This window comes from Mycobacterium sp. 29Ha, from assembly GCF_032883055.1.
In the GTDB taxonomy this organism is placed as follows: Bacteria; Actinomycetota; Actinomycetes; order Mycobacteriales; family Mycobacteriaceae; genus Mycobacterium; species Mycobacterium gallinarum.
This window is the reverse complement of record NZ_JAMQTI010000006.1, coordinates 210505-236262: the sequence shown is the minus strand read 5'-3', so window position 1 is coordinate 236262 and position 25758 is coordinate 210505. Positions and strand designations below refer to the sequence as shown.

22 protein-coding genes are annotated in these 25758 nt (G+C 66.7%); 17 read left to right on the top strand and 5 right to left on the bottom strand.

Features of this window, described 5'->3' with window-relative positions; genetic code table 11:
* Window position 1: 1 nt before the first annotated feature.
* Complete coding sequence (locus M1248_RS10325) at window positions 2–970, bottom strand: alpha/beta hydrolase (RefSeq protein WP_317148261.1); 969 nt, start codon at window positions 968–970, stop codon at window positions 2–4.
* Window positions 971–1160: 190 nt separating this feature from the next.
* Between M1248_RS10325 and M1248_RS10320 the strand changes: the two genes are divergently transcribed.
* Together M1248_RS10320 and M1248_RS10315 are read left to right on the top strand one after the other, a co-directional pair.
* The gene (locus M1248_RS10320; protein ID WP_317148260.1) at window positions 1161–1883 is read left to right on the top strand and encodes a hypothetical protein; all 723 of its coding nucleotides are present in this window, start codon (window positions 1161–1163) and stop codon (window positions 1881–1883) included.
* 37 nt (window positions 1884–1920) lie between these two features.
* On the top strand, window positions 1921–3462 hold the full coding sequence (locus M1248_RS10315) for a DNA polymerase Y family protein (protein ID WP_317148291.1): 1542 nt from the start codon (window positions 1921–1923) through the stop codon (window positions 3460–3462).
* On the opposite strand, the gene M1248_RS10310 is transcribed toward M1248_RS10315, so the two are convergent.
* A complete protein-coding gene (locus M1248_RS10310; protein WP_317148259.1) occupies window positions 3453–4493 on the bottom strand; it encodes a nucleoside hydrolase in 1041 nt (346 codons plus the stop codon). The genes M1248_RS10315 and M1248_RS10310 overlap by 10 nt on opposite strands.
* A 25-nt stretch (window positions 4494–4518) precedes the next feature.
* On the bottom strand, window positions 4519–6540 hold the full coding sequence (locus M1248_RS10305; protein ID WP_317148258.1) for an SDR family oxidoreductase: 2022 nt from the start codon (window positions 6538–6540) through the stop codon (window positions 4519–4521).
* Window positions 6541–6746: 206 nt separating this feature from the next.
* Here M1248_RS10305 and M1248_RS10300 point away from each other — a divergent pair, with 206 nt between their 5' ends.
* From M1248_RS10300 to M1248_RS10270, 7 genes are all read left to right on the top strand, one after another.
* Complete coding sequence (locus M1248_RS10300) at window positions 6747–7616, top strand: MaoC/PaaZ C-terminal domain-containing protein (RefSeq protein WP_163735795.1); 870 nt, start codon at window positions 6747–6749, stop codon at window positions 7614–7616.
* Between the two features lie 112 nt (window positions 7617–7728).
* Entirely contained in the window at window positions 7729–8616 is an 888-nt protein-coding gene (locus tag M1248_RS10295) for a universal stress protein (RefSeq protein WP_163735799.1), read from the top strand.
* Window positions 8613–10139, top strand: a complete 1527-nt coding sequence (locus M1248_RS10290; protein WP_317148257.1) for an APC family permease — start codon at window positions 8613–8615, stop codon at window positions 10137–10139. Before M1248_RS10295 ends, M1248_RS10290 begins: the two co-directional genes overlap by 4 nt.
* A gap of 64 nt (window positions 10140–10203) precedes the next feature.
* Window positions 10204–11274, top strand: a complete 1071-nt coding sequence (locus M1248_RS10285; RefSeq protein ID WP_317148256.1) for an NAD(P)-dependent alcohol dehydrogenase — start codon at window positions 10204–10206, stop codon at window positions 11272–11274.
* 90 nt (window positions 11275–11364) lie between these two features.
* On the top strand, window positions 11365–12744 hold the full coding sequence (locus M1248_RS10280) for a 13E12 repeat family protein (RefSeq protein ID WP_317148255.1): 1380 nt from the start codon (window positions 11365–11367) through the stop codon (window positions 12742–12744).
* Between the two features lie 50 nt (window positions 12745–12794).
* A complete protein-coding gene (locus M1248_RS10275; RefSeq protein ID WP_317148254.1) occupies window positions 12795–16115 on the top strand; it encodes an error-prone DNA polymerase in 3321 nt (1106 codons plus the stop codon).
* A gap of 59 nt (window positions 16116–16174) precedes the next feature.
* Window positions 16175–17317 carry an MFS transporter gene (locus M1248_RS10270; protein ID WP_232076395.1) on the top strand — a complete coding sequence of 381 codons (1143 nt, stop codon included), beginning with the start codon at window positions 16175–16177 and terminating at the stop codon, window positions 17315–17317.
* On the opposite strand, the gene M1248_RS10265 is transcribed toward M1248_RS10270, so the two are convergent.
* On the bottom strand, window positions 17314–17730 hold the full coding sequence (locus tag M1248_RS10265) for a TIGR03667 family PPOX class F420-dependent oxidoreductase (protein WP_163735812.1): 417 nt from the start codon (window positions 17728–17730) through the stop codon (window positions 17314–17316). The genes M1248_RS10270 and M1248_RS10265 overlap by 4 nt on opposite strands.
* A gap of 23 nt (window positions 17731–17753) precedes the next feature.
* On the opposite strand from M1248_RS10265, the gene M1248_RS10260 reads away from it, so the two are divergent.
* Window positions 17754–18392 carry a nitroreductase family protein gene (locus M1248_RS10260; protein WP_163735815.1) on the top strand — a complete coding sequence of 213 codons (639 nt, stop codon included), beginning with the start codon at window positions 17754–17756 and terminating at the stop codon, window positions 18390–18392.
* A 3-nt stretch (window positions 18393–18395) separates the two neighbouring features.
* Here the strand turns inward: M1248_RS10260 and M1248_RS10255 are convergent, their stop codons facing one another.
* Window positions 18396–18860 carry a tRNA (cytidine(34)-2'-O)-methyltransferase gene (locus M1248_RS10255; RefSeq protein WP_163735818.1) on the bottom strand — a complete coding sequence of 155 codons (465 nt, stop codon included), beginning with the start codon at window positions 18858–18860 and terminating at the stop codon, window positions 18396–18398.
* Between the two features lie 256 nt (window positions 18861–19116).
* Between M1248_RS10255 and M1248_RS10250 the strand changes: the two genes are divergently transcribed.
* Genes M1248_RS10250 through M1248_RS10220 form a run of 7 tightly spaced genes read left to right on the top strand, consistent with a single transcriptional unit; the run spans window position 19117 to window position 25705 of the window.
* Window positions 19117–21954, top strand: a complete 2838-nt coding sequence (locus M1248_RS10250) for an ATP-binding protein (protein ID WP_317148253.1) — start codon at window positions 19117–19119, stop codon at window positions 21952–21954.
* Window positions 21951–22379, top strand: a complete 429-nt coding sequence (locus M1248_RS10245; protein ID WP_317148252.1) for a roadblock/LC7 domain-containing protein — start codon at window positions 21951–21953, stop codon at window positions 22377–22379. Before M1248_RS10250 ends, M1248_RS10245 begins: the two co-directional genes overlap by 4 nt.
* A gap of 7 nt (window positions 22380–22386) precedes the next feature.
* Window positions 22387–22758, top strand: coding sequence for a DUF742 domain-containing protein (locus M1248_RS10240; RefSeq protein WP_163735827.1), 372 nt, complete (start codon window positions 22387–22389; stop codon window positions 22756–22758).
* A 55-nt stretch (window positions 22759–22813) separates the two neighbouring features.
* Complete coding sequence (locus tag M1248_RS10235; RefSeq protein ID WP_317148290.1) at window positions 22814–23350, top strand: ATP/GTP-binding protein; 537 nt, start codon at window positions 22814–22816, stop codon at window positions 23348–23350.
* A gap of 4 nt (window positions 23351–23354) precedes the next feature.
* Window positions 23355–23918, top strand: coding sequence for a pentapeptide repeat-containing protein (locus M1248_RS10230; RefSeq protein ID WP_317148251.1), 564 nt, complete (start codon window positions 23355–23357; stop codon window positions 23916–23918).
* A gap of 27 nt (window positions 23919–23945) precedes the next feature.
* On the top strand, window positions 23946–24860 hold the full coding sequence (locus M1248_RS10225; RefSeq protein WP_317148250.1) for a zinc-binding dehydrogenase: 915 nt from the start codon (window positions 23946–23948) through the stop codon (window positions 24858–24860).
* Window positions 24857–25705 (top strand): pyridoxamine 5'-phosphate oxidase family protein, encoded by an 849-nt coding sequence (locus tag M1248_RS10220; RefSeq protein ID WP_317148249.1) that lies wholly within the window; start codon window positions 24857–24859, stop codon window positions 25703–25705. Before M1248_RS10225 ends, M1248_RS10220 begins: the two co-directional genes overlap by 4 nt.
* The last annotated feature ends 53 nt before the right edge of the window (window positions 25706–25758 follow it).

The following is a 25758-nucleotide window of genomic DNA, read 5'->3' as shown; positions in this document are numbered from 1 at the left end:
GTCACCCCGCTGCCTGGTCGATGATGTTGCCGCGCAATGCTCCCGAGAGGAACGATGCGAGCCGGTGCATCGCCGGTCGCGCCTCAGGTGTCAGCCGCGGCAGCGCCTGGAAGACGTGCACCTGATCCGGCCACACCTCGAGTTCGCAGGTTCCACCCGCGGCGCGAATGTGTTCGGCCAGCGCGATGGCGTCGGCGGCCAGCATCTCGGCCCCGCCGGCCTGGATCAGCGTCGCCGGCAGAGTGCGGCCCTCAGCGACGTCGAGCTTCAGGCGGGGATGCGTCGAATCGACTCCGGCGCAGTACAACTCGATCAACCGAATGGCGTCCGCCGAGCGGATGGCCGGGTCTCGGCGAGTCCGTTCGCGTGTGCGCGCCAGGGAGAACGTCAGATCCAGGACGGGGGAGAGCAACGCGAGTGCCGCGGGATGGGTGACATCGGGCTGCAGCAACAGGTCGACGGCCAAATGGCCGCCCGCGGAATCCCCCGCGATGACGGTGCGCTGCGGCGCCATGCCCTGGTCGTGTATCAGCCATTCCCATCCGGTGCGGACATCGTCTGCCGCGGTGGGGAATCGGTGCTTGGGCGCGAGGCGGTAGTCGATGGAGAAGACCGGTAACCCGGTCAGCTGGGAAAGCCAGGACGTGAGTCGGCGGTGCGTGCGCGGCGAGCAGAGGACGAATCCGCTGCCATGGACGAAGTAGACCGCTTCGGCGCGGTTGCGCTGCACGCCTGGGCCGTGAACCCATTCACCGATGACGCGACGGCCGTCGGACATCCTGGTGTCGACGCGTCGCACGTGTGTGCCGATCATCGATGGGCCGAACGTATCCATGATGCGGGCCACGATCTGACGCGAAAGCCATACTCCCCACGCCTGATCCGGCGGGAGCACGGCGCTGATCTGTCGCAGGGTCATGGCGCTGATCGATGCCGCGCTGCGCGAGCGCAGCGAACCGCGCTCGGGCATTGCGGGCTCTCCGTTGAGCACTCTCGGAGTACAACACCAAATGATGACATTTGTCAATGTCACCATCGTGCAATGGCAAGGCTGGCCCGAGTTCGATCCGCTTGACGGTTGTCGGTGGGCAGGTGTTTACTCGGGGTATCGAACATACATTCGAAAACAGAGTGAAACTGGTGATGCAGGAGGTGCTGCTGTGACAGCTGCCTTGCCCCTGGATCAGGGCCGTCCTGACCGCGCTGAACAGCTAGAACACCTGCGTCGCAGGATAGCGGCAGTATCCGGAAAGGTGGGTGGCGGGCGTCGTGGAGCGGCACCGGCCAGCGATCCGCTTCCGGCGTCGGAAAGTTTGCTGCCGATACCCGAAACTTCCCCCTACGCTGCGCGTGGGCGGGACTCCCATGGCAATGTTCTAGCTGCACCGTTGCCGCGCGGGACCGTGGCGGTGTTGTCGGGTGCTCGATCGCTGGCGTTGAGCATGGTGGCGGCGGTGACGGCGGAGGGCGGACATGCCGCGATCGTCGGTCACCCTGAGGCCGGTCTGCTGGCCGCCGTGGAGATGGGCGCGGATCTGAGCAGGATCGCGGTCGTCCCCGATCCCGGAAGCGATCCGGTCGAGGTGGCCGCCGTGCTGATGGACGGCATGGACATGGTGGTGCTCGGACTGGGTGGGCGTTCGGTGCCTGCCACCCGTGCGCGGGCGGTCGTTGCCCGGGCGCGGCAGAAGGGCTGCACCCTGCTGGTCACCGACGGTGACTGGCAGGGTGCGTCCGCCCGTCTGGATGCCAGGGTCTGCGGCTATGAGATCACCGGCCGTGCCCGCCCCGGATTCGGCCGAATCGCCAAGGTGCAACTGGCCTATTCGGTCAGTGGCCGGGTCGTGAGCGGCCGGGCCGGGCTGACCCCGGTTGCGCAGTGAGCGGGCTGTGTCGTCGCGCGTATTGGCCATCTGGTGCATGGACTGGCCCGCGGTCGCCGCCGCGGCGGCGGCTGGTTTGACACCCACGGCGCCGGTCGCGGTGACGTTGGCCAACCGGGTCATCGCGTGTTCGGCGTCGGCGCGTTCGGTGGGCGTGCGGCGGGGACTGCGCCGCCGGGAGTCGCAGGCCAGGTGTCCGGATCTACATGTCGTCACCGCCGATCCGGCGCGTGATGCCCGCCATTTCGAGGACGTGACGGCCGCGGTGGACGACCTGGTGCCACGGGCCGAAGTGCTGCGGCCCGGCCTGTTGGTCCTGCCGGTGCGCGGGGCGGCCCGCTACTTCGGGTCCGAACAGGCGGCCTCCGAGCGACTGGTCGACGCGGTGGCCGCGGCCGGAGCCGAATGTCAGGTCGGTGTCGCCGATCAACTGCCCACCGCGGTCTTCGCCGCGCGAGCGGGACGGATCGTCGAGTCCGGCAAGGACGCACTGTTCCTGTCGGCGCTGTCCATCCGGCAGCTGGCCACCGAGCCGAGCCTGGCTGCGCCCGGCCGTGATGACTTGGCAGACCTGCTGTGGCGCATGGGAATCCGGACGATCGGACAGTTCGCGGCATTGGCTCGCAGCGACGTGGCCTCGCGCTTCGGCGCCGACGCGGTGGTCGCGCACCGGTTCGCCCGTGGCGAGCCGGCCAGGGGACCGTCGGGTCGTGAACCCGAGCAGGAGTTCGACGCCGTCATGGACTGCGACCCGCCTATCGATCGGGTGGATGCCGCAGCGTTCGCGGGCCGCTCACTGGCGGGGGCCCTGCACCGCAGCCTGGAGGCGTCCGGGGTGGGATGCACCCGCCTGGCCATCCACGCGATCACCGCCAACGGCGAAGAGTTGGAACGGGTTTGGCGCTGCGCCGAACCGCTGACCGAGGACGCCACCGCCGACCGGGTGCGCTGGCAACTGGACGGCTGGTTGAACAGACGCAATCCGGGTGATCGGCCCACCGCCCCGGTCACCGTCATCCGGCTGCGTCCGGTGGAGCTGGTTTCGGCCGAGGCGCTGCAGTTGCCGCTGTGGGGCGGCATTGGGGAAGAGGACAGGCTGCGGGCGCGGCGTGCGCTGGTACGCGTACAAGGTCTGCTCGGACCCGAGGCGGTGCAGGTGCCGATGCTCAGTGGTGGTCGTGGGCCGGCTGAACGCATCACCTTCACGCCCCTGGGTGACGAGCAGGTGCCGCGCGCCGATCCCGCTCAGCCCTGGCCGGGCCAACTGCCCGAACCGTCACCGACGGTGCTACTCGACGATCCGGTCGAACTGTTCGACGCCGGCGGGAATCCGGTGCGGGTGACCGGCCGTGGACTGTTCTCCGCGGACCCGTCGCGTCTGGTTTCACCGGGTTCGAACGATTCCCGGCTGGCTTGGTGGGCCGGGCCCTGGCCGGTCGACGAGCGGTGGTGGGACCCTGAGTTCACCAAATCGGGTCGCACCGCCAGGGCGCAGGTGCTGGTCGATGGCAAGCCGGGGCGGGCGCTGCTGCTCTGCTACCGGCAGAGGAGGTGGTTCGTCGAAGGCATCTACGAATAGCCGAGTTTCTTCGCGAACGCACCCACTCGGGCGATGAAACGTTCGAAGAACGCCTCGGGCTCAACGCCGACGCCGACGAGCGCATTGGGCTCCCGGCCCCACCTGTTGCTCCAGTCCGCGATCGTCATGCCCTTGGTGAGGGTGCCCGTCAGCTCGACGTCGACGGTGACGCGTCGACAGCGGACAAGGTCGGGATCCAGCACAACCGCCGCGGCCAGCGGGTCGTGCAGGTGCGCGATATAGCCCTCGTTCTGGTCGAAGTGGAACTCGAAGTAGAACCGCATCGCGTCCTCGAGCACCGCGATCAACGGATTGGACGCGACCGATTTCGTGCCGCGGTTGTCCAGCACGCTCATCGGGATCGACGACGACTCCGCGGCCGCGGCGAGTCGGCTCAGCAGCATCGGCGTCATCGCGATGTGCTCGGTCAGGTTCAGGCCGAGCACAATTGGGAGATGTTCGGGTGGCTTCAGCCCCCACGCTGCACCCCACACGGCGAAGACCTCTCCGGCGGCCTCCGGATCCACGCTGATGTTCCACTCCGCCACCGGTGTGGTGTTGCCGCGGTAGTCGAATGCGCCGCCCATGATGACCAGCCGGCGTAGCAGTCTCGGCAGCGCCGGTTCCCTGCGCATGGCCAGTGCCAGATTGGTCAACGGGCCGACGGCGATCGCGACCAACTCGCCGGGATACGCGCGCGCCGCACGAATCCACGCGTCGGCGGCGTCGTGCGTGGTGAGTTCACGATCGGTCGACGGCAGTTGCGCGTAACCCATCCCCTTGGGTCCGTGGGTGTCTTCAGCGGTGCGTAACGGCACCACCAGGGGTCGTTCGGAACCCTTGGACACCGGAACGTTCATCCGGCACAGCTCGAGCAGACCCAGGTTGTTCTCGCAGACCCGTTGTACGGGAACGTTTCCGGCGGTCGAGGCGATTCCAACGACTTCGGCGTCGTCGCTGGCGAACAGATACACCAACGCCATCGCGTCGTCGACCCCCGTGTCGACATCGACGAAGACAGGCAGCGTCACGCTGCCAACGATAGGACCAGCCCGCTCACCAGTGCACGCCGGGCACCAGGCGCAGGGCGCGCTTGGCGGGGCGTGCCATCGCCCGCGGGACGCGGACCTTGGGCACCGCGGCGCGTGCCGGTCGTTTCGGGCGACGTTCCGGCGTGGATTCGGATACCTCGCCTCGGGCGGCCGCCGAATCCGGATAGCCCAGGTAGATCTGATGCAGTACCCGCCGCGACAGCTTCGGGGTGAAGTACATGCCGACGTCGGCCAGTGTCCCGACCGGGGTGTCGATCCTTGCGGGCTTCTCGATGAGCCCGCGCACCACCATCGCCGCAGCATGCTCGGCGGTGATCGGCGGTAACGGGTTGAGTCGCCGCGACGGCGCGATCATCGGCGTCTTCACCAACGGCATGTGGATGCTGGTGAAGGTGATGTGGTCGGAAAGGGTCTCGCTGCCAACGACTTCGGCGAACGCATCCAACGCGGCCTTGCTGGGGATGTACGCGCTGTACTTCGGGCTGCTGGCTTGCACGCCGGCGCTGGACACGTTGACCACGTGCCCGAACTTCCTTTCGCGCCAGTGCGGTAGGAGGGCGAGCACCATCCGCACCGACCCGAAGTAGTTGACCGCCATCACGCGTTCGTAATCGTGCAGGCGGTCGGTGGACGCCGCCACCGAGCGACGGATCGACCGGCCCGCGTTGTTCACCAGATAATCGACGTGCCCGAATCGCCCGAGGATGTCCTTGACCGTGGCCTCGACGGATGTCGAGTCGGTGACGTCGCAGGTGAAGGCGTACGCCTGCCCACCGGCCTCGCGGATCTCGGCGATGAGCTCGTCGAGCGCTTCGGCGTTGCGCGCCAACGCGAATACGCATCCCCCACGTTCGGCGACGGCCACGGCGGACGCACGCCCGATCCCACTGGACGCGCCTGTGATGACGACGTGCTTGCCCACCAACGGGCCGGCGGGATCGTCGCGGCGTGCACGGTCGGGGTCCAGGTGCTCGGCCCAGTACTGCCACAACTTCGATGCGTACGTGGCGAATTCGGGCACGGTGATGCCGGTGCCGCGCAACGCCTCATCGGCATTGTCGGAGGTGAACGTCGGCATCAGGTCGACGACATCGAGCACCGCGGCGGGAACGCCCAGCTGGGTGGCCGCCATATTGCGCAGGATCTTGGCGCGCCCGGTGGCCCGCACAATCGGTGTGGCTGCGCTGCGCGGCAGCGAACCCACCAGCGGTGGCAGACCCGCGGCCTTGGCCACCCCGCGGTAGATCCCTCGCAGCCCAATGGTTTTCGGAGCGGTGAGATGAAACGTCTGCCCGTCGCGGTCGGGCTTGTGCATGAGATGGACAGCCGCTTCAACTACATAGTCCACCGGGACGATGTTGGTGCGGCCGGTGTCGGGCAGCACCATCGGCGTGATGCCGGGCAATCGGGCCAACTTGGCCAGCACGCCGAAGAAGTAATACGGCCCGTCGACCTTGTCCATCTCACCGGTGCGTGAATCGCCGACGACGACGGCGGGCCGGTAGATCCGGTACCGGAGCCCGTGCGTTGATCGAACCAGCAGCTCGGCTTCGAACTTCGTCTGGTGATAGGGCGTCGGGAGCTCCTGCGCAACGTCGAAATCGTCCTCGGTGAATTCACCTCGATAGGTGCCGGCCACCGCGATCGACGACACGTGGTGCAGGGTCGCGCCGAGGCGCAGGGCGAGGTCGATGACGGCGCGAGTGCCGTCGACATTGGCCGCACGCTGGTCGGCCTCGGTGGCGGTGATGTCGTAGATCGCCGCACAGTGCACGACGTGGTCCACGGTGCCCAGCTCGGCGACGGTCTCGTCGGTCAGCCCGAGGTCCGCCGAGGCGAGGTCGCCGACCAGCGGCTTCGCTCGTTCGCCCCATGGATGCTCACCCTCGGCGGCCAACCGCTCGAACCGCTCGAGCGACTCTCGGCGGACCAGGACCCACACCTCGGCGTCCTCGCGGCTCGCCAGAATCTGCGACACCACGCGTCTGCCAATAAACCCAGTACCGCCGGTAACGACATAACGCATGCGAGCCATGGTCACCCCTGACGAGGGATACGTCAATGGCTGGATTGTCGGCTCGGCCGACGTGGCTGGATCGCCGGCTCGGCCGACGTGGCCGGATTGTCGGCTCGGCCGACGTGGCCGGATTGTCGGCTCGGCCGACGTGGCCGGATTGTCGGCTCGGCCGACAGTGCTGTGTATCGTCCGACACACCAGCGAAGGGAGCCTCGATGCCGCTCGATCCGAATGCCATAGGCGCAAAGACGGAACCGCAGATTTTCAAATGGACCGACCGCGACACGATGCTCTATGCACTCGGCGTCGGCGCCGGACTCGACGATCTGGCGTTCACCACAGAGAACACCCACGACACTCCACAACAGGTGCTGCCGACCTATGCCGTCATCGCTTGTTTGCCGTTCGCAGCCGCCGCCATGATCGGCAGCTTCAACTTCGCCATGCTGCTGCACGGATCCCAGGGGATCCGGTTGTTCAAACCCCTGCCGCCGGCGGGCAAGCTCAGCGTCGTAGCGGAAGTCGCCGACATTCAGGACAAAGGTGAGGGCAAGAATGCGGTTGTCATGCTCAAGGCAACGGGCACCGATCCCGACTCCGGTGAGGTGATCGCCGAGACGCACACCACGGCGGTCATCCGCGGTGAGGGTGGATTCGGCGGCCAGCCTGGCCAGCGTCCCGCGGCGCCGGAAATCCCTGACCGCGAACCGGATTCGACGATCGCGCTGCCCACCCGCGAGGACCAGGCGCTGATCTATCGGCTGTCCGGGGACCGCAACCCGCTGCACAGCGATCCGTGGTTTGCCCGCGAGCTGGCCGGCTTCCCCAAGCCGATCCTGCACGGTCTGTGCAGCTACGGTGTCGCAGGACGAGCGCTCGTCGCCGACCTCGGTGGCGGTGACGCGACGAAAGTCAGTGCCGTCGCAGCCCGGTTCACGTCGCCGGTGTTTCCCGGCGAAACTCTCACGACGTCGATCTGGCGGACCGAGCCGGGGCATGCGGTGTTCCGCACCGAGGCCGCCAATCCCGACGGCTCGAACACGCGGCTGGTACTCGAGGACGGCACCGCCGAATACAGCTCCTGACGCTGCGCCGGCGGCCAATTTCCCTCAAACGGCGGTAACCAGGGTTCCGCGTTGACAGGATTCACCCCACGACGTCCGGACATCGGTGTGCGAGATGGAGGGTGGTACGGCTATGAAACTGATCGTTGGTTACCTGGCAACGCCGGGAGGCGCCGACGCGCTGGCACTCGGGGTGCGGCTCGCCCGCACGCTCGGCGCCGAACTCGGGGTGAGCATCATCTTGCCGCCGGATCGGATGGTGCCCTCGCTGGTTCCGGTCGGTGGCTACGACGAGCATCTCGCCGAGCAGGCCGAGCACTGGCTTGCCGAAGCCCGCGCGATGATTCCCGCCGACGTCGTCGCGGGGACCCACGTCAGTTTCGACGACTCCTACGCCGACGGTCTGATCAAGGAAGCGGCACGGGTGCAGGCCGACCTCATCGTCGTCGGCGGCTCTGGTGGCGGGCTGGCGGGCCCCTACTCGTTGGGATCGGTCGTCAACGAGCTTCTGCATTCGGCGCCGGTGCCTGTCGCGGTGGCGCCGCGGGGCAGCCGCCATTGGTCAGAGAATCGGGTGCGGGAGGTGACGTGCGCGATCGGCGAGCGTGCGGGCGCGGATCTGCTGCTCGAAACCGCCGTTAGCTTCAGCCGAGCGGCGGGGACTCCGTTGCGGCTGGTGTCGTTGGTTTCGCTGGACCCGATGTTCGGGACGCTTCGCGGCGACGACGACGCGGTGCGTGGGCGTGCGCTCGCTCACGCCGAGCACACGCTCGAGGCGGCCAAAAGCCAACTACCCGAAGACTTTCCCGTGACGTCGACGATTGTCGACGGTCGCACGGTCGAGGAGGCGGTCAGCAAGCTCCAATGGCGGGACGGCGACGTGATCATGGTCGGATCGAGTCGGCTCAGCGCACCCAAGCGCCTGTTCCTGGGGTCGACGGCGGCGAAGATGTTGCGGGTACTCGAAGTTCCGATGGTGGTCGTTCCGAGGGATCAGTTCGACGCCGCGGACCTGCCGTGAGCGACGCCGCGGACAAGCAACTGCAGATCGCCGAAGAGTCGGCAGGTCTCGTCTCGAAGGGGCTTGCCGCAGGCAAGGTGGGCACCTTCTCCGGTGCGGTACTGGGTATCTCGTCGGTCGCGCCCGGGTACACGCTGACGGCGAGCATCGGTCTGATCGTGGCGGCGGTCGGACTGAAGATGCCCGCGATCCTGATCGCCGGGTTCATCCCGATGTTCCTGACCGCTTACGCCTATCGCGAGCTGAACTCACGCGCCCCCGACTGCGGAGCGTCGTTCACCTGGTCCACCAAGGCTTTTGGACCGTACGTCGGCTGGATGTGCGGGTGGGGGATGGTGATCGCGACCATCATCGTGCTGTCCAATCTGGCCGCCATCGCCGTCGAGTTCCTCTATCTGTTCATCGCGCGGGTGCTCGACAACCCGTCGATCGCCGACCTCGCGGACAATAAGGTGATCAACATCGTGACGACGCTCGTGTTGATCGCGATCGCCACGTTGATCGCGAGCCGTGGCATCACCACCAGCGAGCGTGTGCAGTACGTCCTGGTCGGTTTTCAGATGACGGTGCTGATCGCTTTCGCGGTCGCGGCGTTCATCCTCGTCGGACGGGGCGACGCGCCTGCCGGTCTCTCGTTCGACCTGGACTGGTTCAACCCGTTCACCGGGCTTGTGCTGAGCGCCTTCGTGATCGGTGTGACGGGATCGATCTTCGCCTTCTGGGGTTGGGACACCTGCCTGACGCTGGGCGAGGAGTCCAAAGACCCCACGAGGGTTCCCGGCCGCGCCGGACTGCTGTGCGTGCTATCGATCCTGGTGACCTATCTGCTGATCGCCGTCGCGGTGATGATGTACGCCGGCGTTGGCGTCGAGGGCCTGGGCCTGGGCAACGAGGGGAACGCGGACAACGTATTCGGCGCGTTGGCCGATCCGGTGCTGGGCTGGGCCGGACCGCTGCTCTTCCTGGCGGTGCTCGCGTCCTCGGTGGCCAGCCTGCAGACGACCTTCCTGCCCGCTGCGCGGGCCATGCTCGCAATGGGTGCTTACGGCGCGTTTCCGAAGCGCTTCGCCAGTGTCAGCCCGCGATTTCTGGTGCCGTCGTATGCCACCGTGGTCGCCGGAGTGGTGACGGGTGCGTTCTACACGCTCGTGAGCCTGCTGTCCGAGCGGGTGCTGCTGGATACCATTGCCGCGCTTGGCATCATGATCTGCTGGTACTACGGCATCACCGCGTTCGCGTGCGTGTGGTACTTCCGCAAAGAGCTGTTCAGCAACGTCCACAACATCGTGTTCAAGTTCCTTTTCCCGTTGCTCGGCGGCATCATGCTCGCCGCGGTCTTCGTGATCTCGGTGCAGGAGAGCATGAATCCGGAGAACGGTAGCGGCGCCGCGATCGGCGGCATCGGCCTGGTGTTCTTCATGGGCTTCGGGATCCTGCTGCTCGGTGCGGTGTTGATGGTGATCCGACGGTTCAGCAGCCCGGAGTTCTTCGAGCGGCGCACGCTGTCCGACAGCATGAGTTAGAACGGGCACGATCTGAGCACGAATGCGCCACTCGCGCGGGTCGCGCTGCGGTTGTATTGGTCTCATGCAGATGCGCGCGGCCATAATGCACGACTACAACGAGCCCCTGCGCATCGAGGAAGTTCCGGTTCCCGACGTCGGGCCGGCCGATGTGCTCGTCAAGGTGGCCGCGACAGGCATGTGCCGCAGCGACTGTCAGCTCATGGAGGGTTACTTCACCCAGGGTGCGCCATTGAAGGCACCAATCATCCCCGGGCATGAGGTGGCGGGGCGCATCGCCGCGGTGGGTGCCGACGTGCCCCGCGTCGCGGGTCTATCCGAGGGCGATCTGGTTGTGGTGAACCCGAATTGGGGGGACGGGACGTGCCGACAGTGCCGCGAAGGCAACGAACAGATCTGCGCAAACGGACAGATGGCGGGCTTCGGTCCGCCGGGCGGTTTCGCGGAGTACATGCCCGTGCCTTATCGCCACGTCATCGCTGTTCGGGACGGACTCGACTCCCGGCCCGAAACGCTGGCGCCGCTGACCGACGCCGGGCTCACGCCGTATCGCGGGATGAAGAAGCTGCGGCAGGCGGGGAAGGTCGGTGCGGGTCGCACGGTCGTTGTGAACGGCATCGGCGGTCTGGGCAGTTACGGGGTTCAGTACGCGCGCCTGCTCGGTGGCGGTGCGACGGTGGTGGCCTTCGCGCGTAGCGACGAAAAGCTAGCCCTGGCAATGGAAAACGGTGCGCATCACACCATCAACACCCGCGGGAAGACGGCGGACGAGGTGGCCGATGTCCTCGAGGACATGACGGGTCGGCGGGAGGCAGACGCGATCCTCGATTGCGCTGGAGCCGAAGACGGCTTGCAGTTGGGGGCGGCGGTTTTGGCCCGCGAGGGCGCGATAACCTGCGTGGGCCTGATGGGGCAGAAGGTGGTGTTGCCGCTGCTGCCGTTCACGAACGGGGAGAGGTCGTACTTCGGCTCGTTCTGGGGGAACTACGACGATCTCGCCGAAGTGCTGTCGCTCGCCAGCCAGGGCCTGATCAAGCACACCGTCACCACTCTGCGTCTTGATGACGTCAACGAGAAACTCGAGGCGTTGGCACGCGGCGATGTGGTCGGTCGCCTCGTGGTGACCTTCGACTGAGTTATCCCCAATCACGGGTTGATCCACAGGCTGGGGGTTCTGGGGTTCGGGGCGGCTGTTTGGGGAGGTGGGTGTCGTTAGCGTTGTGGTATGGGCGAATTCGTCACCGGAGCAGCGGCACGTGAGCGGTTTCGCGTGCTGTTCGATGAGGTAGATGCCGCCTATGCCCAGATACGGGAGTTGTCCTCTGACGAGGTGGGCAATGCGTTTCGGGTGGAGATGGCCGAACGCCTCGAGACCCAGGAGCGCACCAATCGGGGGTTGATGTATCGGGTGTTCGGTCAACTCGCCGACCCGCCCGATGAGACGGGTCTGGTGGGCGGTGTGGTCGACAGCTTGTGGGCGCGGTTGCGGATCCCGGTCGATGAGATCAAGCGGCGCATGAAGGTGGCCGCGCGGATTTCCCCGCGCCGCCAACTCGCCGGACCCGCGCTGCCACCGCAACTGCCGCTGGTGGCTGCCGCAGTCGAGTCCGGCGATATCGGCGAGGACCACCTGCGGGTGATCAGGAACGCCATCGAAAGGTTGCCGTCGTGTGTGTCGGCCGCTGACCGGGTGGAGGTTGAACGCAGCCTGGTCCGCGAGGCGGTCAAGAACGACGCCGAGATCGTCAAGGCCGCCGGCCGCCGCATCGATGAGATCTTCAACCCTGATGGCGACTTCGATGAGGCCGACCGGCAGCGTCGGCGCTCCATGGTGCTGGGTCCGCAGGGCCCTGATGGGATGTCGCGGTTGTCGGGGTGGATCGACCCCGAAACCCGCTGCTATGTCGAGACAGCGACGGCCGCGGTGCGCCCGGGCCGACATCTGCCCGACGGCACCCCGGCCGAGGATCGTGATGACCGCAGCGCGTCCCAGCGGTGTCACGACGGCATCAAACTCGGCCTGAAGTTGGGCATCGCCTCCGGGGAGATGGGTTCCCATCGCGGGCATGCGGTCACGGTGATCGCGCGCACCACGCTGGCCGAGCTCAACCAGGCCGCCCACGCCGTGCACGATCCCGATGTGCCGATGCCGTCGCCGGCGCGCACCGGCGGGGACACCGCACTGCCGATGCGGGACCTGATCCGGATGGCCGCTGACGGGATCCACTACCTGGCGGTGTTCGAGGACCACAGCGAGCGCCCCATCTACCTGGGCCGCCAGAAGCGGGTGGCCACCGCTGACCAACGCATCATCTGTTACGCACGCGACGGCGGCTGCACCCGCCCGAATTGCCTCGCGCCCGGATATCACAGCGAGGTCCACCACAGCGTCGACTGGGCCGCAGGCGGTGCCACCGACGCCGACATGCTGTTCTTCGCCTGCGGGCCCGACCACACAGCAGTCAGCAAGGGGCGATGGCACACCACGATCACCGACACCGGACGACTGGCATGGACCAACGGAACCCGACCCCCCGACATCAACCACGCCCACCACCCCGAAGAACTCCTGCGCAGCGACCCAGACCCGCCCGACTCCGAGTAGCGGTGCGGTCCCCGGCTGCGATTAGAACATGTGTTCGATACACTGCGTGGATGGGCTGGCATACCGGACCGCCGAGCTGGACGGAAATGGAGCGGGTGCTCTCAGGCCGGTCGCTCCGGTCCGCCGGAGGGGCAAAACCGCGCCGTGCCGGCTGGCCCATCGACCAGCAGGTCGGCGACGGCGGAGACAGTCCGGCCTGGTCGCGCAAGCGCGGGTCCTACGAGCCGCTGGACATCGACCGCTCCGGATCGTCGGTGCCGTATGCGGAGTTGCATGCGCATTCGGCGTACAGCTTCCTCGACGGCGCCAGCACGCCGGAGGAACTCGTCGAGGAGGCCGCCAGGCTCGATCTGCGTGCCATCGCGCTGACCGATCACGACGGGCTCTACGGGGTGGTGCGCTTCGCCGAGGCCGCCAAGGAACTCGACATGCAGACGGTGTTCGGCGCGGAACTGTCACTCGGCGGTGGCGACCGCACCGAGGACCCGGACCCGCCGGGTCCGCATCTGCTGGTGCTGGCTCGCGGTCCGGAGGGATACCGGCGACTGTCGCGCGAGCTCGCAAAGGCACATCTGGCGGGCGGCGAGAAGGGCAAGCTGCGCTACGACTACGACGCGTTGACCGAGGCGGCGGGCGGACACTGGCACATCCTCACCGGATGCCGTAAAGGGCATGTCCGCCAGGCATTCTCCCAAGGCGGACCGGAGGCGGCGGCCACCGCAATCGCCGATCTGGTCGACCGGTTCGGCCGTGACCGAGTCAGCATCGAGCTCACTCACCACGGACATCCCTGCGACGACGAACGCAACGGCGCACTCGCCGAACTGGCGCCCAGGTTCGGCCTCGGCGTCGTCGCCACCACCGGCGCTCACTTCGCCGAACCGTCACGCGGCAGGCTGGCCATGGCCATGGGTGCGATCCGCGCTCGGCATTCCATGGATGAGGCGGCCGGTTATCTTGCCCCGCTGGGCGGTTCGCATCTGCGGTCGGGAATGGAGATGGCGCAACTCTTCGCACACCGTCCCGAGGTGGTGACGGCGGCGGCCGAGCTGGGCGAGCAGTGTGCGTTCGGGCTCGCGCTGATCGCCCCGCAGTTGCCGCCCTTCGATGTCCCGAAGGGGCACACCGAAGACAGCTGGCTGAGACATCTCGTCATGACGGGGGCCCGGAACCGGTACGGCCCGCCCGAGCGTGCCCAGCGGGCATACGCCCAGATCGAGCACGAGCTGAAAATCATTGAACAGCTGACATTTCCGGGCTACTTCCTGGTGGTTCACGACATCACTCGATTCTGCAAAGAGAACAACATCCTGGCCCAGGGCAGGGGATCGGCGGCCAACTCGGCCGTCTGTTATGCACTCGGCGTCACCAACGTCGATCCGATCGCCAACGAGCTGCTGTTCGAGCGGTTCCTGTCTCCGGCGCGCGACGGACCTCCGGACATCGACATCGACATCGAATCGGACCTGCGCGAGAACGCAATACAGTACGTCTACAACCGCTACGGCCGCGACTACGCCGCCCAGGTGGCCAACGTCATCACCTACCGGGGCCGCAGCGCCGTGCGCGACATGGCCCGCGCGCTGGGCTTCTCCCAGGGGCAACAGGATGCGTGGAGTAAGCAGATCGGCCAGTGGGGCAACCTGACCGAAGCGACTCATGTCGATGATGTCCCCGAACCGGTGATCGACCTGGCCGTGCAGATCTCCAACCTGCCAAGGCACATGGGCATCCATTCCGGCGGCATGGTGATCTGCGACCGCCCCATCGCCGACGTCTGCCCGGTGGAATGGGCACGCATGGAGAACCGCAGCGTGCTGCAGTGGGACAAAGACGACTGCGCAGCAATCGGTTTAGTGAAGTTCGACCTGCTCGGCCTCGGTATGCTCTCAGCGTTGCACTACTGCATCGACCTGGTGCGCGAGCACAAAGACCTCGACGTCGACCTGGCCAAGCTGGACCTGTCCGAGCCCGCGGTTTACGAGATGCTGCAGCGCGCCGACTCCGTCGGGGTGTTCCAGGTGGAGTCCCGCGCGCAGATGGCCACGCTGCCCCGGCTGAAGCCAAGGGTGTTCTACGACCTGGTGGTCGAGGTCGCGCTGATCCGTCCGGGCCCCATCCAGGGCGGGTCGGTGCATCCATACATCAAGCGGCGCAACGGGGACGAACGCGTCACCTACGACCACCCGTCGATGGAAGCCGCTCTGCGAAAGACATTGGGTGTTCCGCTGTTTCAGGAACAGCTCATGCAGCTCGCGGTGGACTGCGCAGGCTTCTCCGCCGCCGAGGCCGACCAGTTGCGCCGCGCAATGGGCTCCAAACGCTCCACCGAACGCATGCGGCGGCTGCGGGGCAGGTTCTACGACGGTATGCGCGCGCGGCACGGCATCACGGGAGAGGTGGCCGACCGGATTTACGAGAAGCTGGAAGCATTCGCCAACTTCGGTTTCCCGGAAAGCCATTCGCTGAGCTTCGCCTCGCTGGTGTTCTACTCGTCGTGGTTCAAGCTGCATCATCCTGCGGCGTTCTGTGCTGCGCTGCTGCGGGCACAACCGATGGGCTTCTACTCACCGCAGTCGCTGGTGGCCGACGCCCGCAGGCACGGGGTCACCGTCCACGGACCGGACGCCAACGCCAGCCTCGCGCATGCCACCTTGGAAGACGCAGGGAACGTCGTCAGATTGGGGCTCGGCAGCGTCCGACACATCGGTGACGAGCTGGCCGAACGCATAGTCGTTGAGCGAAATACCAACGGGCCGTTTACTTCTCTGCTCGATCTCACCCAGCGGATTCAGCTCAGCGTTCCGCAGACCGAGGCGCTGGCCACCGCGGGTGCGCTGGGCTGCTTCGGAATCACCCGCCGAGAAGGGCTGTGGGCCGCGGGCGCGGCCGCCACCCAGCGTGCCGACCGGCTTCCCGGAGTGGGAGCGTCATCGCAGATCCCCTCGCTGCCCGGCATGACCGAACTGGAACTGGCCGCCGCCGACGTGTGGGCGACGGGCGTCTCGTCCGACAGCTATCCCACCCAGTTCCTGCGTCGAAACCTCGACGCACTCGGCGTCGTTCCGGCCGACAAGCTGCTGGAGGTCCCCGATGGGACCCGGGTGCTGGTGGCCGGAGCGGTGACTCACCGCCAGCGGCCTGCGACGGCACAGGGGGTCACGTTCATCAACCTCGAGGACGAGACGGGGATGGTAAACGTCCTGTGTTCGCGCGGGGTTTGGGCGCGGCATCGCAAGCTGGCGCAGACGGCGTCGGCGCTGCTGATCCGCGGACAGGTGCAGAACGCCACCGGCGCGGTCACCGTCGTCGCCGACCGCATGGGCAAGCTCGACATGCGGGTGGGTTCTAAGTCCCGCGATTTTCGCTGAGCGTAGCGAAGCGGAACGTCGGACCCAGCAGGTGAAACGCTGACCGCTACCGTGAGGAAGTGACGCGTCGCGTGTACTTCCTCGTCGCCGCGGGAACCGCGCTCATCGCATGCTGTTATGGCTTCGCGCGGTTTACCTACGGATTGTTCGCACCCGTGTTCACCGACGCTTTCCAGCTCACGCCCACGCTCACCGGGGTGATAGGTGCGGGAAGCTACGTCGGGTACTGCGCCGCGATCATCGTCAGCCTGGTGCTGACCGAACGACTCGGTGCGCGATGGGTCGCCGCCGCAGCCGGAGTCGTTGCGACAGTGGGTATCTCGATAGTCGCCGTCGCGACGTCAGCCTGGGTTCTGGCTGCGGGAGTGCTGGTCGCCGGGTGCAGCACCGGGATCGCCTCGCCGCCACTGGCGGCGGCCGTCGCACAGTTCGTGCCCAGCGAAGCCGCGGATCGAGCCCAGACGGTCGTCAATGGTGGTACCGGGGTCGGAGTGGTGTTGTCCGCGCCGATCGCGCTTGCGCTCTTCACCCAGTGGCGTCTGGCGTGGGCCGTATACGCGATCCTGGCCGTCCTCGTGACCATCGCGGTGATCCTGGCGGTACCGTCCACTTCGGGCCTGCCTGCCAAGGCTGCGGCCGAACGATCCTGGCGCCCAGGTTCCTTCGGTCTCATCGCCGCATCCTTGATGATGGGAATCGGCAGCATTGCGGTCTGGACCTTCGGTCGCGATCTGATCACGACGGTCGGTGGAGCCGACACGACGCGCTCGTCGCTCATGTGGATCGTGCTCGGTGCGGCCGGCATCGTCGGAGCGTTGGCAGGCGACGCCGTCGGCCGCATCGGACTGCGGCGGGCGTGGATCGCGGCGACGGTGACGATGGCCGCGGCTTCGGTGCTGTTGGCGCTGGTGCCGTCCAGCCTCGTCGCGGTCATGGTCGCGGCCGCGCTGTTCGGTGCTGCCTATATCAGTCTGACGGGACTGCTCCTGTTGTGGAGCGTGCGGCTGTACCCGGACCGGACTTCGTTCGGGGTCGGTCTGTCGTTCTTCACCATCGCGGCGGGGCAGGCGTTGGGCGCACCTGCGGCCGGTCTGCTGATCGATGCTGTCGGGACCGCAGCGGCGTTCGTGACGATCGCACTGGTGGGCTTGAGCGTCGTTGCCCTGCGGCCGCCGGGGTCGGCTCAGCCTCGAACCGCCTAGCCCTCGGTCGGGGTGGTCCACACCTTGTCGACGTCGATCTTCAATCGCAGGTTGTAGGCCGACAGGAATTCCTCGGTGAACCCAAGGCTGGTCGCCAGCTCGGCGTACTTCGCGCGATATCGCGTGTCCTGCAACGGATCTGCGTTCTCGGCGTCGACGGTGGCCGCACCGCCCACCACGATGACGCCGGAACCGGCGCCATCGGAATCCAGATTCAGGCTGACCCGAGGGTGGTTCCTGATGTGTCGGACCTTCGCGGCGTCGGGTTCCGAATAGACGAAGACGTCCTTGCCGTCGAAGTAAAACCAGACCAACCGCGGCACGGGCTGGCCGGATTTGGCCACCGTGGTCAACCATCCCGAGTGATCGGTTGAAAGCCGGTCGGTGACTTCTTGCGTGAATTCGACTGCCATACCGCCGAATGTAGTCTCCAAATGTGACCCTGAACTTGTCTGTCGATGAAGTCCTGACCACCACACGTTCAGTGCGCAAGCGGCTGGACCTCGAGAAGCCGGTGTCGCGCGAGGTGTTGATGGAGTGTCTGGAGCTATCGCTTCAGGCACCGACCGGATCCAACGCGCAGGGTTGGCAGTGGGTCTTCGTCGAGGATCCCGAGAAGAAGAAGGCGCTCGCCGACATCTACCGGTACAACGCCGAGCGGTACCTCGAGATGCCCAAGCCCACCTACGGCGACGAGCGTGACGAGCAGCGCCCGCGCGTCACGGATTCCGCGAAGTACCTCGCCGAGCATTTCCACGAGGTACCGGTGATGCTGATTCCCTGCCTTGCGGGCAGCCCGGACGACGCGGTCGCGGGCAGCGCCGGGTTCTGGGGCTCGCTGCTACCCGCGGTCTGGAGTTACATGTTGGCCCTGCGCTCGCGAGGGCTCGGTTCGGCGTGGACGACGCTGCATCTGGTCGGCAAGGGGGAGAAGCTGGCTGCCGAGGTCCTCGGCATTCCGTTCGACGAGTATCGCCAGGGTGGCCTGTTCCCCATCGCCTATACCAAGGGCACCGATTTCCGTCCGGCCAAGCGGCTGCCCGCTGAGCAGCTGACCCACTGGGATTCGTGGTGAAGCTCAGACTGCGCCGCTGAATCCCTGCTGCCGCCACGCTTCGTAGACGACGACCGCTGCGGCGTTGGAAAGGTTCAGTGACCGTCGACCCGCGAGCATCGGAATGCGCAACTGCGCGGTGATGTGCGGGTCGGCCAGCGTCGCCGCGTCCAGGCCGGTGGGTTCGGGACCGAACATCATCACGTCTGCCGGCTCATAACTGACGGTGTCGAACCGTGCCTTGGCATGTGCGGTGAACGCGTACACGCGCTTCGGTGCGATGGCTTGCCATGCGGCGGGCAAGTCGCGGTGCACGGTCACCGACGCGAGGTCGTGGTAGTCCAAGCCGGCCCGCCGCAGTTTGGGTTCGGACAAATCGAATCCGAGCGGCTCGACGAGATGCAATTCGCAGCCCGTTGCGGCGACCATTCGGATCGCGTTACCGGTGTTGGGTGCGATGCGCGGCGAGAAGAACAGCACGCGGAACATTCATAGATCATTGCGCCGGGCGGGCTGACAGTCCAAAACGTGTTTGCTCTGTTATCACAAAGCGACTTAGACGTGCAGTTATGAACTCTGTCTGTTCAGTAAGAATTGTGGAATCAGCACGACACGGCTGGCATACTCGACCAATTGCCAGGCGCACACCGCCAGCCCGTGGACGCGGGCGAATTATCAGGAAGCATATGAACCACGCTCCAAAACCGAAATGCCGACACGCGGGCGAAAACGCGGGAGAGCGTCGATGACCGCCTTCTCGCAGGTGGAACCGTCTGACGACGCGCCTGCAAATTTCGAAGCCAAAGCCGCGCCGCCGCCCAAGAGGCCGAGCCGTTGGTCGGTTTCCAATTGGCCGGTCCGCTGGAAAGTATTTGCGATCGTATTGGTGCCACTGGTTCTCGCAGGTGTGTTTGGCGGGTTGCGCATCTACAGCAGCGTCACCGAAGCAACGGATTTGCGTCGTGCCGCGGACCGCACCGAAATGGTGCCCGCGATCGTGAACTACATGGCGGCGCTCGACCGCGCAATGTTGGCGAGTTCCACCGGCGGTGATCCGCAGTCCGCCCTCACCGAGTTCGATTCGAGCAGGCAGGAATTGCAGCGCCGGCTGTCCGACACGGACATCGCCGACGACGTCAGCAAGGGCGTCACGAGCATGATCGACGGCGGCCAGGCGCTGATGGACAGGGTCACGGCCAACAACATCAACCTGTTCGAGCGGGTGACCACCTACGCGCCGATCCTGCTCACCGCGGAGGACGCCATCAACGGGTCCGTACGCGTCGACGACGAGCGCATCACGGCCGAGACACTCGGGTTGTCCCGCGCGGTCGGTGCGCGCGGACAGATGATGATGCAGCAGCTGCTGGTGAACCTCGGCGGCGAACTGCCGGAACCCGAGCTGCGCACCAGGATGATCGCGTTGGCCGGCACGGAGCCGTCGACGCTGTTCGGGATGAGCCAAGTGCTCGGCGTCGGTTCGGCGGAGGCCCAGCAGTTGCAGGGCGAGATGGTCAAGCGGTTGGCGATCATGTCGGATCCGGCTGCGGTTCTGGTCAACAACCCGGATCTGCGTGCCTCCGAAGCGGTCACCGATCAGATCGCGAGTCAGATCATCACCGACGCCACCGCTTCGGTGACGTCGACGGTGGATGAGCGCGCGGCCGCGCAGCGCACGGCGGCCATCCGGGATGCGGCGATCATCGGGGGAGCGATGCTGCTCGCCCTGATCGTGGTCATCGTGGTGGCGCGGTCGCTGGTGCGACCTCTGCGTCGACTGCGCGACAGCGCGCTGCGGGTGGCCCATGACGACCTGGCCCGCGAAATCGAGCACGTGCGTGCCGGAGGCGACCCGGGACCGATCGATCCGATACCGGTGTACACCTCCGAGGAGGTGGGCCAGGTCGCGCACGCCGTCGACGAACTGCACGAGCAGGCGGTGCTGTTGGCCGGCGAGCAGTCGCGGCTGCAGCTGCAGGTCGGCGACATGTTCGAGACCCTGTCGCGGCGCAGTCGCTCACTGGTCGATCAGCAGCTGTCGCTCATCGACCGGCTCGAGCGCAACGAAGAGGATCCCGAGCGGCTGGAAAGCCTGTTCCGTCTCGATCACCTCGCGGCCCGGATGCGCCGCAACGGCGCCAACCTGCTGGTGCTCGCCGGTGCGAGGGTCCAGCGTGAGCAGGCGGAGCCGGTGCCGGTTTCGGCCGTCATCAACGCGGCGGCCTCCGAGGTCGAGGACTACACCCGCGTGGTCACCGCGACGGTGCCCGACAGCGAGGTCGCCGGCTCGGTGGCGGGCGACCTCGTTCACCTGGTGGCCGAGCTGCTCGACAACGCACTTCGCTACTCGCCGCCGATTTCACAGGTACGGGTATCCGCCGTGCACACCGGTCAGGGTGGCCTCGTCATCGAGATCAGCGACATCGGCCTCGGTATGACCGATTCGGACCTGCGGGTGGCCAATACGCGTCTGCAGTCCGGGGGTGAGGTCACCCCGTACACCGCGCGGCACATGGGCCTGTTCGTGGTCGGACGGCTGGCGGCGCAGCACGGTCTGGTGGTCAGATTGCGCAGCACCATTGCGGGCGAGCCGAATTCAGGCACGACCGCAGGGGTCTACGTCCCTCCCGAGCTGCTCGGCGGCGCGGATGCCCCGCATCAATACGGCGAACCGGAGTACGCGGCCGATGCGCACGCGGGCATCGCGACCGCGTTGGCACTGGACGACGACCATTCAGACGGCTGGGGCGACTACGAAGACGAGCCGCAGTACCGCAACGGCCATTCCGAGGTACCGATCGCGTTGTTGCCGCAACGCGATCCCGGCGCCAGTGGGATCTCCGACGTCCCGGCGTCGCTCGCGCCGTCGGCGCATCAGGCCGAATGGGCGCAGGACGAGTGGCCAGAAGACGAGTGGCCAGAAGACGAGTGGCCCGAGGACTCCATGCCGGCCCAGACGGGCGAATGGGGCGCACCCTCTGCGCCCGCCGAGCGCCCGACGGACACGTCGGGCTTCTTCGCCGCAAGGCAGCAGGCCGCGAGCAACAGTGTGGCCGCCGCTGCGGCGACACCGGCTAGCCCGGCACCGCAGCCCGAACCCGTCCCACCCGCGGAACCGTCAGCCACCTCGGGCTCCGATGATGCGATCTACCAGCGGATGCTCTCCGAGTGGCTGGTCGATCCGACGGAGCTGGCCAACAGCGCCGATCTGAATTGGGAATCGGTGTGGGACAGCGGCTGGTCGGCCGCCGAAGCCGCCGACGAGGCTCCGGTCGAGCAGCACACCGAGGAGGGGTTGCCGGTGCGTGCGCCCGGTGCCCGGCTGGTGCCCGGCGCGGCTGAATCCGCAGGTAGTGAGGTCGGACACCACCAAGACGAGGGCGCTCACAGGAACACCGAGGTCGACGACGAGGTAGCATCGGCGGCTGAGTTCGGCTCCCCGGGGCCGGACGCATCATCCGCAGTCGGTGATTTACCGCAGCGCGATCCCGATGCGGTCCGTGCGAGTCTCAGCAGCCACTTCGGCGGTGTGCACGCGGGCCGCTCGCACGCGCGAGAGACCAGAGGAACAGATAGCCAGTGACCTCCCAGTCCTACCCGCCACGATCGACGCAGCGCGATTCGCTCGACTGGCTGGTCTCGAAGTTCGCGCACGAAGTCTCCGGGGTCACCCATGCGGTCCTGGTGTCCGCGGACGGACTGTTGATGGCCTCCAGTGAGCACATCCCGGTCGAACGTGCCGACCAGTTGGCCGCGGTCGCCTCCGGGTTGGCCAGTCTGTCGACGGGCGCCGCGCAGCTGTTCGACGGCGGTTACGTCATGCAGTCGATCGTCGAGATGGAGAACGGTTATCTGCTGTTGATGCGCGTGGGCGACGGCTCGAACCTGGCGACGCTCGCATCGCGCAACTGCGATATCGGCCAAATCGGTTACGAGATGGCGATTCTGGTGGAACGGGTGGGCGCCGTGGTGCAATCATCGCGGCGACGCGCACCCCAGCACATGTGAGTGGCCGATGGACAACTGGGAGCGGGAGGTCGACGACGAGCCGAGTCTGGTCCGGCCGTACACGCTGACGTCCGGACGCACCGAGGCCCGGTTGAATCTGCCGTTGGAAGCACCGATCGGGAAGCTCACGACGACCAAGCCGCCGCGCTGGCCGGGAAACGATGTGCGGGGCCAAATCCTCACGATGAGCGTCGAGGTCCCCTCGGTCGCCGAGATCGCCGCGGGCCTGGCCCTACCGCTCGGGGTCGCACGGGTGCTGATCGGTGACCTCGTGACACAGGGATATCTGCAGGTACACACCACACTCGGCGATTCGGAGACCGATGACGAACGACGAGATCTCATAGGAAGGACGCTGCGTGGCCTCAGGGCACTCTGAGAGGCGGCATGTCTCGACGGACCTCGCGGCGAAGCGGGCCGCCGCTTCGACGAAGATCGTCATCTCCGGCGGCTTCGGCGCCGGCAAGACGACGTTCGTCGGCGCAGTCTCCGAGATCATGCCGCTGCGGACCGAGGCGTTGGTGACCAACGCGTCCGAAGGCGTCGACGGCCTGGATGCGACCCCGTCGAAGACCACCACGACAGTGGCAATGGACTTCGGCCGGATCACCCTCGGCGAAGACCTCGTGCTGTACCTGTTCGGCACACCCGGTCAGCGCCGGTTCTGGTTCATGTGGGACGACCTCATCCGCGGCGCCATCGGCGCGGTCATCCTGGTCGATGTCCGCCGCCTGCAGGACAGCTTCGCCGCGGTCGACTTCTTCGAAGCCCGCCGCCTGCCATTCCTGATCGCGATCAACGAATTCGACGGTGCACCAAGATATTCCACTCAGGCGCTGCGCAAAGCGCTGGCACTCTCTGATCACATCCCGGTGGTCACGGTCGACGCCAGAGACCGTAACTCGTGCCGCGAGGCGCTGATCGCGGTCACCGAGTACGCGCTCGACACGCTATCCTCGCTGCCCGGCTGAACCGGTGGGTGACAACGAAGAGGCGTGGGTCGAAAGGGAGTTCGTCGCGTACGACTTTCGCGACGAGGATCTCAGCCGGCTGCGCACCGAACGTGCGGTCTTCGACGAATGCGACTTCCGCGGTGTCGATCTAGCCGAATCCGAGCACGTCGGCTCGGCATTCCGTAACTGCCGTTTCGAACGGGCCAGACTGCACCACAGCACATTTCAGCACTGCAGCATGTTGGGATCGGTGTTCACCGAATGTCAGATGCGCCCGCTGAAACTGGTCGAGGTCGACCTCACGCTCGCGGTCCTCGGCGGTTGCGATCTGAAGAACGTCGACCTGTCCGGATGTCGGCTGCGGGAGGCCAGCCTTGTCGAAACCGACCTGCGCAAAGCGGTGTTGCGCGGCGCCGACCTTCGCGGCGCCCGCCTGCAGAAGACCCGCCTCGAAGAATCCGATCTTCGGGGGGCGCGCACCGACGCGACGTTCTGGACCACTGCGGCCCTGCGCGGCGCGAAGGTCGACATCGAGCAGGCACTGGCCTACGCCGCGGCTCACGGTCTGAACATCCATGGGGAATAACCCGTCGCGCGGGCGGTTAGACGTTGCATGCGTGCTGTCATCTATGACCCCGATGCACCCGCGAAACTCCGTCTCTCCGAAGTCGACGAACCCGTACCGGCCGAATCCCACGCCCTGATCGAGGTACATGCCATCGCCCTCAATTTCGGTGAGGTGCACTGGATCGACCAATCGCGTCGACCCGGTGAGGTGCCTGGTTGGGACGCCGCCGGAGTCGTCGTGACGGCGGCTGCCGATGGCTCGGGTCCCCCCGCGGGTACCCGCGTTGTGGGGTTCGACGGATCCGGCGGCTGGGCGCAACTGCGCGCGGTGCCGACGGAAAACCTTGCTGTCTTGCCTGATTCGGTCGACCTCGGTTCTGCGGCTGCACTGCCGGTTGCCGGTGTGACGGCCCTGCAGGCATTGCGTGCACTCGGCCCAGTCGTGGGGCGACGGGTGCTCATCACCGGCGCGTCGGGCGGGGTGGGGCGCTTCGCGGTGCAGTTGGCCGCCAGAGCCGGTGCCCACGTGATTGCCGCGGTCGGCGCAACCGCCCGTGGTGAGGGTCTGGTGGAATTGGGGGCTGCCGAGGTGGTCGTTGGGCTTGCCGATGTGACCGAGCCGGTGTTCGGCGTGCTCGACAACGTCGGCGGGCAACTCCTCGCGGAGGCGTTCAGCCTCGTCGGCGACGGTGGTTCGGCGCAGTCGATCGGGATGGCATCGGGCCAGCCGACGACCATCGACTTCGAAGCTGAGCGACGGTTGGGCGTGCGAAAGCGGCTCGAACCGTTCACCGTTCGCACTCCGCTGGGGCCGGACTTGAGCTACCTCGTCGACCTGCTCGCCGTTGCAGAGATCGATCCGCAGATCGGTCTGCGGACCTCGTGGGAGGATGTGTCGAAGGCGGCAGAGGCGCTGCTCGACCGTCGAGTCGCAGGTAAGGCCGTACTGGATGTGAAATGACGGCACAGACGGGGTTTCACGACGGAGAACTCGCGGTTCAGGACCGCGCAGGCGTCCGCGTGCAGGCGGCTCGCCTCGGGGAGGCGATGCTCGCCACTCCCGATCTGAATGGCGGCATGGGTGCCTTCCTGGCAGCCCGCGACTTCGCCGTGCTGACGGGCCGTGACGCCGACGGCCGGCTGTGGACGTCACCGCTGTTCTCCTCGACCGGGTTCCTGCAAGCGCACGACCGCGAGCTGAAGGTCCACGCCCTGCCGTCGCCCGGTGACCCGTTGCACGACCTTGCCGTGCAGCAGCCGATCGGCTTGCTCGCCATCGAGTTCGCCACCCGTCGCAGGGTCCGGGTCAACGGCACCCTCGTCCATGTCGGCGAGGCCAGTCTGCTGCTTTCGGTGGAACAGGCATACGGCAACTGCCCCAAGTACATTCACCCACGCCATCTCGAACATTACGACACTCCCGCGCCGGCTATCGAACGTTCGCCGGCGCTCAGCCCCGAGCACGTACAGCTCGTCACCAACGCCGACACCTTCTTCCTCGGCACCATCCACCCGTCTCGCGGAGCGGACGCTTCCCATCGGGGCGGCCCACCCGGATTCGTCCGTGTCGAGGGCAACCGCCTGTGGTGGCCGGACTATCCGGGCAACAACATGTTCAACAGCTTCGGCAATCTCGCGGTGGACCCCAGCGCAGCGCTGCTGTTCATCGACTTCGACACCGGCACGACGCTGCATATCTCAGGCACCGCCACCGTCGAATGGGTGACGCCGAGCGACATCGACGGTGGTACGGGACGCCGTGTCAGCCTGACGGTCGAGTCGGTGGTGTGGGGAGCCCGCTGGTGAGCACCCGCCACACGATCGCTGAATCTCACCTGCGCTCGCCCCGGCGGAGAGCA